Origin of the sequence: Neopusillimonas maritima (assembly GCF_003576595.1) — a bacterium.
Lineage (GTDB): Bacteria > Pseudomonadota > Gammaproteobacteria > Burkholderiales > Burkholderiaceae_B > Neopusillimonas > Neopusillimonas maritima.
The window spans coordinates 263,716-278,710 of sequence record NZ_NQOU01000004.1; the positions used below are offsets into that span (position 1 = coordinate 263,716).

The following is a 14,995-nucleotide window of genomic DNA, read 5'->3' on the forward strand; positions in this document are numbered from 1 at the left end:
ATAAAAAAAAGAACTCATACGTCTTTTCGCAACATCAAATAATCGCTAAAGCGTTCTGACGCAAGTTCTTTTTTTTTAAACACTTGAAATCAATTTCCGACTTCCGATACGGAATCCAAACCAAATGGAGAGAGACACAAAATGTATTTGAAGAACACGTGGTACGTTGCCTGCACCCCCGATGAAATTGCAGACAAACCGTCAGGGCGACAAATTTGTGGCGAACGCATTGCGTTTTATCGCGGTAAAGATAATAAAGTTTGTGCAGTGGAAGACTTCTGTCCACATCGCGGCGCGGCACTGTCTTTGGGGTACGTGGAAGACGGCAACCTGGTATGCGGCTACCATGGCCTGGTGATGGGCTGTGACGGCAAACCCGTTGCCATGCCAATGCAACGCGTGGGCGGCTTTCCATGCGTTAAGCGTTACGCGGTTGTTGAGCGCAATAACTTTATCTGGGTTTGGCCGGGCGACGCCGACAAAGCCGACGAAAGCCTCGTACCTTCGTTTGAATGGGAAAACAACCCCGAGTGGGCCTACGGCGGCGGGCTGTTCCATGTGAAGTGCGACTATCGCCTCATTATCGACAACCTCATGGACCTCACCCATGAAACTTATGTGCACACCGACAGCATTGGGCAAGAGGAAATCGATGAGTCGCCGGTGAACACAGCGGTTGACGGCGACAGTGTTATTACCAGCCGTTACATGGAAGGCATTCAACCCCCGCCATTCTGGCAATTCGCGCTAAAGCAAAACGGCGCCGACCCCACCGCTGACGTTGAGCGCTGGCAGGAGTCACGCTTCAGCCCACCCAGCCACGTACTCATCGACGTGGGCGTCGCACACGTTGGCAAGGGGGGCGTCAATGCACCTCAACAACACAAAGCCCGTTCAATCATTATCGACTTCATTACCCCTGAAACCGAAACCACCACCTGGTACTTCTGGGGTATGGCACGCAACTTCAACCCGCAAGACAAGGCCCTCACCGGTAATATTCAAAAAGAGCATAAACGTATTTTCCTGCAAGACGTCGACGTTCTGGAAGCACAACAACGCAACCTTGAAGCCAACCCCGGCCGACGCTTGCTGATGTTGAACATCGATTCCGGCGGCGTACAAGCCCGACGCATTATCGAACGCCTGGTCAAGCAAGAGCAGGAAGAAAACGCGGCCTCCGCAGCCTAACTTGCCAAAGGTGCGTCCCAACCGGGACGCACCAAAAAAAGAGCCCCCGCAAAAGCGGGGGCAATACCGGAGGCCTTTACAACCAGCCTTTACAACACTTAACGCGCAACACCCAACAAGTGATTCAACTTGTCGTGATCGTCACGTAACTCGGCGGCCGTGCCTTCATGCACCACCGTTCCCCGATCCAACACCACAGCCCGCTCTGAAATAGCCAGAATAAGCTGAGGGTGCTGTTCCACAATAATCGCGCTCAGCCCCTCGTCGCGCGTGACCCGACGAATACCCTGGATAACCTCTTCAACCAGAATCGGAGCCAAACCTTCGGTGGGCTCATCAAGCAGCAACAACTTGGGGTTCAGCACCAATGCCCGGCCAATCGCCAGCATTTGCTGCTCACCACCCGACAACTGCGTACCCATGTTCTCTTTCCGTTCGGCCAGGCGCGGGAACATCTCATACACACGATTAGGCGACCATGGGCCGGGTCGCTCAATCGCCGTTAAATTCTCGTGTACGGTTAACGATTTAAAAATATTTCGTTCTTGCGGTACCCACCCAATACCGGCCGCCGCGCGTTGATAAGGATTCAACTTTTGCAACGGCTTGCCCAAGAGTTCGACACCGCCCTTGTAATGCTGGGTCACTCCCACAATGGTATTAATGAGTGTTGTTTTGCCCGTGCCGTTACGCCCAAGCAAAGCCAGCGTTTGGCCCTCTTCCATTGACAGGGAAATATCCTGCAACACCACCGCACCCGCGTAGCCGGCGCTTACACCTTCCATTCTCAGCAGTTCAGCCACCTGCCACCTCCTTTACCAGCTCGCTTGGCTCTCCATGCCCAAGATAAACCTCTTTAACACGAGGGTCGTTGGCAATGGTTTCCGGATCCGCTTCCGTTAACAGCGCACCGTTCACCAACACCGTCATGCGAGTGGCAAAGCTGAACACCAAATCCATGTCGTGCTCAATAAGCAAAATGGATACGTCTTTAGGTAAAGCGTCAATAATGGCCAGCAGATCCTGACGCTCCCCTTCGGGCACGCCCGCCACCGGCTCATCGAGCAACAGCACACGTGGATTACACGCCAAGGCAATGGCAATTTCCAACTGACGACGCTTGCCGTAAGGCAATACATGCGTCGGCTGATTCATCACGTCTTTCAACTTGAATTGCTCAAGCAACTCATCGCAACGATCCATGACGGCTTTGTTCGACCCCAGCAACTGCCACAACTTGCCGCCCAGACCCTGATGTTCGGATACCGTCAGTGCCAGCGTTTCAAGCGGGGTTAAGTCGTCGAACAACTGGTTGATCTGGAAAGTACGCACCATGCCGCGCTTAACCCGCTGGTGCACCGGCAAGTGGGTCACATCATCGCCTTCCAGCAGAATCGTCCCTTCCGTAGGCTCCAACACGCCGGTGAGCAAATTAACAAAGGTGGTTTTCCCCGCGCCGTTTGGACCAATCAAGGCATGACGGGCCCCTTTGCGCAAATTCAACGTGACGTTATCGATGGCGGTAATCCCGCCGAACCGCTTCACCAAACCCGTTGCCGAGAATGCGTATTCGGTTTCAGCCATGTGTTTCCCTCCTGAACCAGGTCCAGGGGCGCAACAAGCGGTCGCGCCCTACCCGCATTAACACAACCAGGAACAAACCAACCCAGAAGGTCCAGTATTGCGGCGTGATGTCGGACAAAATATGGTGCAGGCCACTGAACACAATTGCCCCTACAAAACCGCCGTATACCCATGCGGTGCCGCCAATCACAACCATTAACAATACATCGGCCGATTTCTCGAAAGAAAACACTTCCAATGAGGCAAAGTTCATGCTTTGCGCTTGCACCGCCCCCGCCACACCGGCAATGGCGCCGGCAATGGTGTAAATCAGTATGATGCGGCGCTCGGCACTAATGCCAATGGCCGTGGCACGCAAGCGATTGTCGCGAATCGCCTTCAGGCTGAAACCAAAGGGTGAATGCGCCAACCGTCGGCAAATGAACAAGAAAACCAACAACACTACCAGCGAATAATAAGCCGCCGTAATACCGTCGAACTTAAACTGGAAAATGCCGAAGATAGGAGCCATATCGACGCCCTGCAAACCGTCAGCACCCCCCGTCAAACCGGTTAGGTAGTTGGCTAATTCATAAAGTATCAAAGAAACACCCAAGGTCACCATAACCACCGTCAGATGGGTACCCCTAAGTACGGTAACACTGAAGATAAGCCCACCAATACCGGCCACCACCATCCCTGCCACGAGGCCGATGATCGGATCGGGAGAAACATGAATGCAAAACAAGCCGGCGGCATAGGCCCCCAAACCAAAGAAGGCAGCGTGACCCAACGACATAATGCCGGTGTAGCCCAGAATCAGGTCGAGCGAAATCGCATACAGCGCCATAATCGCCATTTGATTAATTAGAAACGACTGCCCTGGAAACAGCGCCAAAATCACAAACGGAACAACCCAGAAGAACGGCTCCCAGATTCTAAAGCGCGTATTACGCAACAACGTAGATTGAACGTCACTCATGGCTATTTACTCCCTCTGGTCGCAAACAACCCTTGAGGACGCCACAAGAGCATGACAATCATTACGATATACACAATGAAAGACCCTAGTTCCGGAATGTAGTATTTGCCTGCCACGTCGGCGATACCCAGCAAGAGCGACGCCAGCAGCGGGCCGGTAAGAGACGACGTTCCGCCGATCGCCACCACAATAAGGAAATAGATCATGAATTTGAATGGGAAGGTGGGGTCAAGACCCAATACCTGCGCACCCAGTGCGCCACCCAGCCCAGCGAGACCGGAGCCAAATGCGAACGTGGAAAAGAACACCACATTAACATTGATACCCAGACCGTCTGCCACGCGCTGGTCATCAACGGCCGCGCGCAAGCGGCTGCCAAAACGTGTTTTGTTCAATATGTATTGCAGCACGAACGCCAGCGCCACGCAGATAGCAATAATAAGAATCCGGTAATGGCCCATGGCCAGAATCTGATCGCCAATCGCAATTTCACTGCGCCCACGCAACCATTCGGGTAATTGAATAATTTGCTCGCTTGAGCCAATACTGTAATCAACCGCCGTCACGGCAATAAACGCCAGGCCGATTGAAAACAACACTTGATCAAGCGGCGGTTTGTTATACATGGGGCGATATAACGTGCGTTCCAGCACGGCACCCAACACCGCCGCCACAATAAATGCGATGGGCATGCACCACAGGAAGGGCACATCATAGTTCCGCATCAGCAGAACCGTGGTGTACCCCCCTGCCATGGCAAAGGCGCCGTGCGCCAGGTTGATGAAGTTCATCAACCCAAGCGTCACGGACAAACCAATAGCCAGTACAAACAACAGCATCCCATACGCGACGCCGTCAAAAAGTATGGTCAACATTACTTGGCTTCGCCTACAGCGTTAACGTTTTCAACAACATCGAACTCAACGTTGTGGTATTCATCGCCCACTTTTTTGACTTCGCGCATGTAAATGTTCTGAATGAAATCGCGATACTCAGGATCCAACGTAACCGGACCGCGTGGGCTTTCAAAGGAAAGACCTTTCATTGCATCAACCAGCGCCATGCCCTCTGCCTTACCATCGCTCTTCTTCAGCGCTTCGTAAATAAGCTGCATGCCATCGTAGCCGGCAACACCAAAGAAGTTGGCACGACTGGTGGGGTCAAACTTCTTGTAGGTTTCCTTGAACTTGCGATTCAATTCCGAATCATGGTTGTTTGAGTAGTAATCGGAAGTGATTGCACCCATTGCAGCATCGCCGCCTTCGTTCAGGTTGTCGTCGTCAGTAATGGCGCCGTGGCCAATCAACTTGATACCCGCTTCGGCCAAACCGCGCTGACCATACTGCTTCATCAAGGCCGCACCGGGGCCGGCAGGCAACATCACGAACAACGCATCGGGCTTCATGTCGCGAACACGCTGCAAGAATGGAGCGAAGTCGGGGTTGCGCATAGGTACGCGGATTTCTTCAAGAATTTTGCCGCCGCCTTCCAGGAAATATTTTTTGAATGACTCTTCCGACTCGTAACCCGGCGCATAATCAGGCACCAGCGTAACGGCTGTTTTAATGTCGTTTTCCACCGCCCACTGAGCAATACCCGAGGTAACCTGCTTAATGGTGCCGCTGGTTCGGGTAATAAAAGGCGAAGCATTGGTAACGGTTTGCGTTTGGGCCGCCATGATCACCATGGGGGTTTCCGACTCGGTGGCAACCGGTGCAACCGCCAACGCGATTGGCGTCAGGCCGAAACCGGCAATAACATCAACGTCGTCGTTCACAATCAGTTCTTGAGCCAGCTTGCGGGAGTTGGCAGCAACACCGCCGTCGTCTTTCAGAATGATTTCAACTTTACGCCCGGCAACCGTATCGCCGTGGTGTTCCATATAAGCCTGAGCACCGGCATAGACCTGACGGCCGGTCGAGGCGAAAGCACCCGTCATCGGCACAATCAAGCCAACCTTGAAGGGCTCTTCAGCCGCCCGGACTTGAGGGGCCTGAAAGCCAATTGCTGCTACTGCCATTGCGCCAACCAACGTGCGCAGGAAAAAACGCTTTTTCATAGCTATGTCTCCGTTATCGTTTGAATTAAAACTACAACACCTATTTACTACGACACTTCTTGAAAACCCTTTAGCTCCTTTTTGGTTTTCCTAACTCAGCCACAAACTCAGTCGATCTTGTCGAGCAAATTCGCGCCCTGATACAACCAATCGACTTCCCATGGAATATCGACATCGCGACTCTTGGCAAGTTCATTACGCAACAGGCGCTCACCTTCACGAGCATGCACAATGGCACCAAACAGCCGCGCCGTAGTAATAACACGCGCCGTCCTGTTCAAGCGCTGATCCTGATACTTCATGAACGCGGCGTTCACATTATTAGGTTGCTGCGCCACTTCGTGCGCCAGCACCAGTGCATCTTCCATTGCCATAATGGCACCTTGCGCCAAATACTGAAGCGTGGCGTGCGCCGAATCACCCAACAACGTCACGTTGCCGTCGGTCCAGTTGGTTGCAGGCTGTACATCGTGCAACAACCAGTTTTTATCCAACGCAAAATATTTCAACATATCGCGCACTTCAGGCGCACATTTATCGTAAGCGGCCTTGAATTCCTCCACACCGCCGTAATCGGCCTCACCGCGGGCATACGCCGGGCTTTGGAACGTAGCCACATTATTCATGACCGTACCGCCGCGCAAACGATATTGAACAATGTGGCAACCCGGCCCACCGTACACTACCATCGAATTCAAATATTCTTTATTGGAGATTTCCTCTACAGGAACCAGGCCGCGGTACACCACATAACCGGTAGAGCGGGGGGTGTCACCCACAATGCGGGCACGCGTTTTTGAGCGCAAGCCCTCGCAACCAATCATGGCACGCGCCTGCATCGTACGACCGTCGCTGCAATTGACTTCAACATAGCCATCGCGCTGTTCGTAACTGTCGACCTCGCCTTCCTCGAACGAGAAGTGCGGTTCGCGCCGGCAGGTTTCAACCAGCGCCGCATGCAAATCGCGACGGTGCACCACAAAGTAAGGATACTTGTAGCGGTCGACAAAGCGATCTTTCAACTGAATGCGCGATACTTCCTTCAAGTCGATGGCATCGACCAGAATCAGCGCGTCCGGATAAAACACCTGGGGCTCCAGAATTTCCATGACCCCAAGCTTTTTCAAAATAGCATGACCATTCGGCGCAATCTGAATGCCATAGCCAATTTCGCCAATTTCAGGCGCGCGCTCCAGCACTTTCACCGGAAGGCCCTTGCGTGCCAACGCCAGGCCTGCACAAAGGCCACCAATGCCACCCCCTGCAACAATAAACGGCAGGTTGTCTGCTGAACTCATAACCACTCCCTTTCACCGGGATGCTGAAATCGCAGAGACGACAACACCCCTGGGGCCCTTTTGCCCCATTTAGACACAATTCAAATTTGCTGATTAAAACTAAAGCCGGTACTTAGCCGATTTGCTCACGCCACAAATCAAGCGCTTGCTGCGCAGGACGATCGGAATAGCTGAACAAAACGGCATCATCGCCATCGTCGATTTCAAAGTGGTACGGCAACCAAGACGGACAAACAAGCACATCTTTCGGACCGAACTCGAGCACCTGACCATTCACCACACAGCGCCCGGAGCCTTCAACCGCAACATAAATCGTTGAATCGGTTGAACGATAAGGACGGCCTTTAAAGCCCTTGGGCATCAGCTGCATGAACTGACCCATGGTTGGCATGGCCCAATCACCGGTTACCGGATTGGTGTACTGCAGTTTATGGCCCCAGCACTCATTCAGCGCCCCGAAGCGACGCATCGTTTCCAATGCCTCGCGCGTGCGTTCGTAGGGATACCAGAACAGCGGCGATGTTTTGGAACGCGCCTTGTATTCAACCGGCTTCATGGTGTTGCCGAACTCAGCCAGGTTCGTGCCCGCTTCAACGTTCGTTTCCTGGCTGTGTTCCTCGCCTTTTTCCATGAACTGCGCGTCGAACAGTTCCACGATGGCCAGATCCAGACCGTCGAGCCACACCATGGGCTCATCGGACGGATTGCCGTGATCGTGGAAGGTCCAGGAAGGCGTAATCACAAAATCGCCCACGTTCATGGTGACTTTTTCACCCTGAACGGCGGTATAAGCACCCGAACCATGCAGAATAAAGCGCAAGGCCGACTGCGAATGACGATGGGCAGGCGCAACCTCACCCGGCATAATCAGCTGCAAACCCGCGTACAAACTGTTGGTGATACGGGTTTTTCCGCGCAATGCCGGGTTCTCAAGAACCAGTACACGGCGCTCAGCCTCCATCGCCGAAATCAAGCCACCCGCTTCAAGTAGCCACGGGTAGCTTTTTTCCCATTTCCATACATGCGGCGCCGCTTGTGTTTGAGGAAGCGGCGTTACGATGTTATGTAACACTTCCCACAAGGGCGTCATGCTTGCGCCGTCGATTTTCTTGTAAAAAGCTTCGCGATCGGCAACGTTATTAACGGGATGAGGTGCATTCATAATTGTCTCCTGCCTAATGTGCGTCAGGGTGTATCAGGCTGACTCAACGGCAACATACATGCGGCCGATTTTTTCGAATTCAGCCATAATGGTGTCGCCGGGTTTAACCGGGCCGACACCTTCCGGTGTTCCAGTGTAAATGACATCACCTGGATGCAGGGTATAAAAAGCCGACGCATACTCAATCAGTTCAGGAATATCCAAAACCAGATCTTTCGTATTGGCCTTTTGACGATCTTCATCGTTTACTGTCAGATGAAAACCCAACTGGGTGGCATCACCCATTTCATCGGCGGTTACCATCCAGGGACCCAGCACGCTGTAGGTATCAACCGATTTGCGCAGGCTGCGCTCTTCCGGGCCGCGAACCGTCATGTCCAGACCAATGGAATAAGCGGCGATGTGATCCCAGGCGTTTTCTTTCTTAATGTTGGTGCCAGGCTTACCAATAATAATGGCCAGCTCGATTTCGTGGTCGTTGCGGCGGTCGTGGTGACGCACCTTAACGGGTTCGCCGGCGCCGATTAAGGAACTGGTTGCCTTCAGGAACAAACCAATTTTTTGAATTTCCAGAACCTGGTTGCTATGGTGAATGGCTTCGTCGCTGCGGGCTTCCTGCAAATGTTTCAGGTAGTTCACCGGCGCAGCCACCAACTTGCCAGGGTTGGCAATGGGGCTTAGAAACTTGACTTCGTTCACCGCCTTGGAAGACGCGTTCGGCAACACAGCTTCAATACGTGCGCGAACCTTGTCTAAATTTGCGATGAGCAAATCGTGCGTGGGCAACGGGTAACCCGCAGGCGCCGGAATGGCATCGAGTGCTTCGGTTACATCAAAAACGCGATCATCTTTAACCACGCCTAATCGATTGTCGTCGTAACGGCAAATACGCATGTCTACTCCTGTTAGTAATAACTCAAGTTTCCAGGATTGTACGTTTCGCCGCAATACGCTGCCCTAAATACCCACTATTGCATTTCTTAATAGTAGTGCGGTTAAATCAGTAATATCCCGAATACCGAAATGCGATTATAAATAAATGGCCCAGAACAAACTCGATCTTTATGACTTTTTGTTATTAAAGGAAATACGTGCCGCCCGTAGCGTCACCGGCGCCTGCGAACAGGTTGGGTTAAGCCAGCCCGCAATTAGCGTGCGGCTGGGCCACTTACGCGAACACTTCGGCGACCCGCTGTTTGTGCGGACCTCGGAAGGCATGATGGCCACTCCCTTTCTGGAAAACCTGCTGCCCGACATTGACCATGCCATTAATTTGCTCAACCCGGAAGGTGGGGCCTATAAGCCTTTCGACGCCGGCACCTCCACCCGCCGGTTTCGCCTGGGCCTGAGCCATGTGGCGCAGTTGGTCATGCTGCCCGAACTGCTCGCCCTATTGAAAGAGTCCGCGCCCAAAATAAAGATTGATTCGGTCGACCTCGACAGCATGACACCCAGCCTGCTGGAAAACGGGAAGCTTGACCTTGCTATTGGCTACACCATTGATTTGCATAGCGGCTTCTATCAACAACGTTTGTTTGCCGAGAATTATTCCTGCATTTTGCGTGCCAACCATCCCCGCGTCATTGATACGCTCACGAAAGAACAATTTCTCCAGGAAGAGCACCTGGCGTTGGTCGCCCCGGCTACCGGGCACTCAAGACTCGACAAGGCGCTGGAAGAGCGCGGCGTTGAGCGCAAAATTGCAGTCAAAGTGTCATCGTTTCTGGGCCTGGAGCAAATTATTACTTCAACCGATCTGTTGGCGATTGTGCCGTCGCGCCTAGGCAGAACGCTGGCTTTGAACGGCAAGATCCGCATCATGAACCTGCCGTTCCCCTCTCTGTCTTACGAGGTGCGGCAATACTGGCATGGTCGCTATCACTACGATTCGGGCAATAGCTGGCTGCGCAAGCTGATCTTTGAAAAATTCACCAACTTGCCACCTGTTTTCACCAATTTAATTATGAGTCGTGGCTAGCCGCCCTATTTATTTCAGTGGAAAAAAGGGGCGTCGGGCATAATTTGAAGCACTTTCCGGTTATGCTCTTTCCTCACCAGCTACCATTTGTTAAGATTTTTGCCAATTAGCAATAAAGCAATAACAAACCCTTGGGCCGTCACCATTAACACAACAAAGTACCCGCCTACCCGCCGGCCATTCCATTTAAAGCATCCTCGCCCATTCGGAGACACTAGTGAAAACATACGCGGCCAAGCTGCTCCTTGCATGCGCCCCTCTGGTTCTGGCTGCTTGCGACAGCGGCAATACGTCATCGTCTAATGCAAGCCAAACACCGAATATTCTGTTCGTGATTATGGACGATGTGGGTATCGACCAAATGGCCTCGTTCGGCTATGGCGGCCTTACGCCGCCGCGTATGCCAAATATCAACGCCGTTGCCCAGGCAGGCCTTCGTTTTCGCAACGCCTGGGCTATGCCGGAATGCTCTCTTGGCCGTGCTTCATTCTTTGTCGGGCAATTCCCCCCCCGCACCAACATTTATCAAGCCATCGGGCCTAACGACCTGGCTAACTCTCACGTGTCACCGTTTGCCACCACGGCGCCAAAACTCCTGAAGAAAGCCAACTATGAAAGCGGCTTGTTCGGCAAATTTCACTTGGGCGGGCCGGAGAATAACGAAGCCGGCAACGCGGCACCCCACACGTTGGGATGGGACTACTTCTACGGTTGGCTGGGCGGCTTACCTGGATCAATTGACACCACGGCGGGGGGCCTGGCGGCTCTAGACACCCACAAATGTGGCTTTCTTCCAAGACAAAACAGGGCGGGAACCGACTTCGGGGCGTGTTTCAAGCCCGACAACAGTTGTACCGACATCAGCGTAACCGGGCCGGCACCCCACGAAGACGCACCAGGTCTGCAATGTATTGATTCAGGCGGCGTATTTGCGCCCAATCAAACGTGTAACGACCCTCGACCCGGCTGGGTCAATTTCAATCAGGAAAATGCCTACTATGTTTCGCCGCTGGTCATCAATGATGGCAGCTACGTAGAAGAGGTACCCTTAACCGATATGCGTGCGCGAGGTTACCGTACGCGCATTGAAACCGATGCCGCTATCGACTGGATCAAATCCCGGCCTGCCAACCGGCCCTGGATGGCCACCGTAAGCTACACGTCGGCACACACCCCATGGCAACAACCCCCTGTCGGCCTGCTATCCGAAAACACCATTTCGCTTCGTGACAGCCTGGATTGCGGGGCAACGGGTGCAGGCCGCCTGCTACAGAATCAGATGATCGAAGCAATGGATGCGGAACTTGGGCGTTTAATGGTTGAAACAGGACTGGCCCAATGGGACAGTAACGGCCGGCTTGTTTATAACCCTGCTGCATCCAACACCACCATTGTTATTGTGGGCGACAACGGCACGCTGGGCACGGCAGTCAAACAGCCTTTTTCACCCTCTGAAGCCAAAGGGACCGCTTATCAAACCGGTGTTTGGACACCGCTTATCGTGGCCGGCCCGCAAGTACAAGCACCCAATAGAGATGTAGAAAACATGGTCAACATGGTTGATGTGTTTCAATTTTTCGGGGAAGTAGCCAACTTAAACGTTCACGACGAAGCAGTGCAAACGCTCGACTCCACCAGCCTCATGGCTTATGTGCAAAACCCGGGCCAGGAAACCTTGCGTACTATCAATTTTGCAATGGGCAGCTTTAACTATCAGGCGAACAACACGCGCAATGCCCCATGTGTGATCAGCACCAGCTGCACCCAAATTCCCGTATCAAAGAGCGTTTGCGAAGACAATCAAGGTGTATGGTGGGGGCCGGGTTACGACGACCCATCGGTTGTGGATAACGGTGGCACGGGATACAGCATGTGCTGGGAAGTGAACAAAGCACTGGCCAATGACGGACAAAACCAAGTGACGATCAATCCGGAAACCTCCATCGGACTTCGTAACGAACAATATAAGTTGGTTCGCAATATTACGCAGGAATACGATGCGTCCACCCCTAACAGCCCGCGTACTGTCACCGAGGAGGAGCTCTACCAAATCAACCAGGACAAAAACCGCCCCTTGCTGGACACACCAGACCGTGACTTGCTGCAGGCACCTACGCCCCAAACACTGGCTATCTACGACGATTTGAAGAAAAAAATGGATCAGGTATTGGCTTCGAATCCGCTGTGCCCGGGAGACGGCAACCTGGATCGGGTCGTCAACGGTGACGATGTGGAACACTGGGCCCGCATTGCCCGCGAATGGGGGAAATCCAGCATGTACGACTTCATGGTAAGCGGCGCGTTCGACGGCCTGACCAACGCCACTGACGGCAGCATCATTCAGAACAATCTGAACACGAATTGCGATCCGGTTTATGCGATTTACTAGAATGAATCGATATCAGTGGGCGGTCGCCGGGGTCGTGGGAATTGCACTGGCCGCAGGCTTCATTCTGACCCAAACGAACGGGTCGTCCCAAGAGGTCACAAAACCCACCGTCATTATCGGCGACGGCGAAATAGGCCCTGAGGGTATGGCGTGGATTCCATCGGGTACGTTCCTCATGGGCAGCGACAGCGAACTGGCACAACCCAACGAGCGGCCCACCCACTCCGTTCACGTCGACGGTTTCTGGATTGACACGACTCACGTTACCAACGCGCAGTTTGCAAAGTTTGTTGAGGAAACCGGGTATATCACCACGGCAGAACGTAAGCCCGATTGGGAAACAGTTCGCGTGCAATTACCCCCCGGCACCCCTAAACCACCCGATGATGTTCTTGTGCCGGGTGCCATCGTATTCGTGGGCACCAACAAACCTGTACCCCTGAACCAGTATTGGGCATGGTGGCGATACAAGCCGGGTGCGAATTGGCGCCACCCCAAAGGCCCTGGCAGCACCATTGAAAACAAACCAGACCATCCCGTTGTTCAGGTCAGCTATGAAGACGTTCAGGCCTATGCAAAATGGGCCGGCAAACGCCTGCCGACTGAAGCAGAATGGGAGTACGCCGCCCGGGGCGGAAAAGAGCAGGCCAACTATTCCTGGGGTGATGAACTGATGCCCAACGGCCAGAGAATGGCCAACTACTGGAACAAGGAAGACACCGTGTTTCCCGTGGTTAACCCCGCTGCCGGCGACGGTGTCGACACCCTGCCGGCCGGATCCTTCGCGCCCAATGGTTACGGTCTGTATGACATGACAGGAAATGCATGGCAGTGGGTGAAAGACTGGTATCGCATTGATTACTTCGCCCAACAGGCTCAAAAAGACGAGGCATCAATCCGTAACCCGCAAGGCCCTGCAACATCGTTCGACCCCTCTCAACCCGGCACGCCGGCCGATGCGCCCAAGCGCGTTATTAGGGGCGGGTCCTTCTTGTGCGATGAAAGCTATTGCCTTTCCTACCGGCCCAGTGCCCGACGCGGAGCCGACCCATACAGCCCTATGTCGCATCTGGGTTTCCGTTTGGTCAAAGACGCACCGCCACCCGGCTCTTGAACCACCATCAAAACCTCGCCCATTATCACTGAATCATCTGATTCATCTCGATAATGGGCATCATGATCGCCAAAACAATCACCAGCACCACCAGCCCCATTAGCAACGTCAGCAGAGGCTCAAGCAACGCCGTCATCGTCACCGCCCGGCGCTCAACGTCCTGGCCGAGTGATTGCGCTGCGCGCTCAAGCATTTCGGGCAAGCGGCCCGTTCTTTCGCCGCTATCGATCAAATGAATAAGCAACGGCGGAAACACCTGGTGCGACTTCAGGGCCGCTGCCAGGGGGCTACCCTCGCGCACCCGACGCGCCGCTTCATTTGCCGCTTGCTGGAGCCGACGGTTAGTTAAGGTGCGGGTTGCCGCAGGCAGCGCGGTCACCAGCGGAACGCCGCTGCCGGCAAGAATGGCCAACGTGGCCGCGTACCGTGCGGTATTCATTTCTTTAACAAAGCGGCCCACAAAAGGCAGGGTTAGAATCCGCGCGTGCCAGCGCAAGCAGAACGACGGCAGCCGCAACAATCCGCGCCAGCCCGCATAAAGCAAACCCATTACAACAACCGTCACGCCGCCCCAATGCTGAACAAAATCGCTTACCACGAGCAACATCCGGGTGAGAAGCGGCAGTGCCTGTTGCGTTTGATTAAACGCGCCAACCACCTGGGGCACAACATAAATCAACAGAAACGTAACGATGGCCATGGCAACAAACATCACGACGGCCGGATAAATGAAAGCGGTCATGACTTTATTACGCAATTGACTTCTTGACTCCACATACGTCGCCAATCGTTCCATCACCGCCGCCAATTCGCCCGACGTTTCGCCCGCTTCAACCAATGCAAGATAAACCGGCGGAAAGGCGCGAGGATGCACCGACATCGCCTCGCACAAACGGTGACCGGCACGAATATCGGACCGAACGGCGGCCAGCACCGCCGCGGCCGGATGTGATTCCAATTGATCGATAATGGCGCCCAGCGCTGCCTCCAGAGACAACCCCGCCGCCAGCAAACCAGCCAACTGGCGTGTAATCCAGCCTAAATCCGTATCACTTAGCTTTAAGCTGCGCCTGAACCACTCGACCCGGTTTGAGGCCCGGCTGACCGGGTTTAATGACAGCGGTAATAAGCCGCGTGCCCGCAAAAATTGCCGTGCACTGCGTTCCGTATCGGCATCGACCAGTCCGCGCTCTACCTGGCCGTTTGCTTTCGCTGCTTCGTACCGATAACTGGGCATGTCTGTCTTTCTTCCCGTTTAC

The 14,995-nt window shown here is 53.8% G+C and carries 13 protein-coding genes; 4 read left to right on the forward strand and 9 right to left on the reverse strand.

Annotated elements, in window-relative coordinates:
- The first annotated feature begins 141 nt into the window (after nucleotides 1-141).
- Entirely contained in the window at nucleotides 142-1,191 is a 1,050-nt protein-coding gene (locus tag CJO09_RS11650; RefSeq protein ID WP_119442493.1) for an aromatic ring-hydroxylating dioxygenase subunit alpha, read from the forward strand.
- Nucleotides 1,192-1,289: 98 nt separating this feature from the next.
- On the opposite strand, the gene CJO09_RS11655 is transcribed toward CJO09_RS11650, so the two are convergent.
- From CJO09_RS11655 to CJO09_RS11690, 8 genes are all read right to left on the reverse strand, one after another.
- Nucleotides 1,290-1,994, reverse strand: coding sequence for an ABC transporter ATP-binding protein (locus tag CJO09_RS11655; RefSeq protein WP_114420265.1), 705 nt, complete (start codon nucleotides 1,992-1,994; stop codon nucleotides 1,290-1,292).
- Nucleotides 1,987-2,775, reverse strand: a complete 789-nt coding sequence (locus CJO09_RS11660; protein ID WP_119442494.1) for an ABC transporter ATP-binding protein — start codon at nucleotides 2,773-2,775, stop codon at nucleotides 1,987-1,989. The genes CJO09_RS11655 and CJO09_RS11660 overlap by 8 nt, the downstream gene beginning before the upstream one ends.
- Entirely contained in the window at nucleotides 2,768-3,736 is a 969-nt protein-coding gene (locus tag CJO09_RS11665) for a branched-chain amino acid ABC transporter permease (protein ID WP_119442495.1), read from the reverse strand. The genes CJO09_RS11660 and CJO09_RS11665 overlap by 8 nt, the downstream gene beginning before the upstream one ends.
- Before the next feature lie 2 nt (nucleotides 3,737-3,738).
- Nucleotides 3,739-4,611 carry a branched-chain amino acid ABC transporter permease gene (locus tag CJO09_RS11670; protein WP_114420262.1) on the reverse strand — a complete coding sequence of 291 codons (873 nt, stop codon included), beginning with the start codon at nucleotides 4,609-4,611 and terminating at the stop codon, nucleotides 3,739-3,741.
- Nucleotides 4,611-5,795: an ABC transporter substrate-binding protein gene (locus tag CJO09_RS11675; RefSeq protein WP_119442496.1), complete on the reverse strand. Its 1,185-nt coding sequence runs from the start codon at nucleotides 5,793-5,795 to the stop codon at nucleotides 4,611-4,613. The genes CJO09_RS11670 and CJO09_RS11675 overlap by 1 nt, the downstream gene beginning before the upstream one ends.
- A 107-nt stretch (nucleotides 5,796-5,902) precedes the next feature.
- Entirely contained in the window at nucleotides 5,903-7,093 is a 1,191-nt protein-coding gene (locus CJO09_RS11680) for an FAD-dependent monooxygenase (RefSeq protein WP_119442497.1), read from the reverse strand.
- A gap of 112 nt (nucleotides 7,094-7,205) precedes the next feature.
- Entirely contained in the window at nucleotides 7,206-8,255 is a 1,050-nt protein-coding gene (gene gtdA / locus CJO09_RS11685; protein WP_119442498.1) for a gentisate 1,2-dioxygenase, read from the reverse strand.
- 33 nt (nucleotides 8,256-8,288) lie between these two features.
- Nucleotides 8,289-9,149: a fumarylacetoacetate hydrolase family protein gene (locus tag CJO09_RS11690; protein WP_119442499.1), complete on the reverse strand. Its 861-nt coding sequence runs from the start codon at nucleotides 9,147-9,149 to the stop codon at nucleotides 8,289-8,291.
- Between the two features lie 145 nt (nucleotides 9,150-9,294).
- On the opposite strand from CJO09_RS11690, the gene CJO09_RS11695 reads away from it, so the two are divergent.
- The 3 genes from CJO09_RS11695 (at nucleotide 9,295) to CJO09_RS11705 (ending at nucleotide 13,736) form a co-directional block, all read left to right on the forward strand.
- Entirely contained in the window at nucleotides 9,295-10,233 is a 939-nt protein-coding gene (locus tag CJO09_RS11695) for a LysR family transcriptional regulator (protein ID WP_114420257.1), read from the forward strand.
- Between the two features lie 217 nt (nucleotides 10,234-10,450).
- Entirely contained in the window at nucleotides 10,451-12,622 is a 2,172-nt protein-coding gene (locus tag CJO09_RS11700) for a sulfatase-like hydrolase/transferase (RefSeq protein ID WP_245961311.1), read from the forward strand.
- Nucleotide 12,623: 1 nt separating this feature from the next.
- A complete protein-coding gene (locus CJO09_RS11705) occupies nucleotides 12,624-13,736 on the forward strand; it encodes a formylglycine-generating enzyme family protein (protein ID WP_119442500.1) in 1,113 nt (370 codons plus the stop codon).
- A gap of 25 nt (nucleotides 13,737-13,761) precedes the next feature.
- On the opposite strand, the gene gspF is transcribed toward CJO09_RS11705, so the two are convergent.
- Complete coding sequence (gene gspF, locus CJO09_RS11710) at nucleotides 13,762-14,973, reverse strand: type II secretion system inner membrane protein GspF (RefSeq protein WP_119442501.1); 1,212 nt, start codon at nucleotides 14,971-14,973, stop codon at nucleotides 13,762-13,764.
- Nucleotides 14,974-14,995 lie beyond the last annotated feature (22 nt).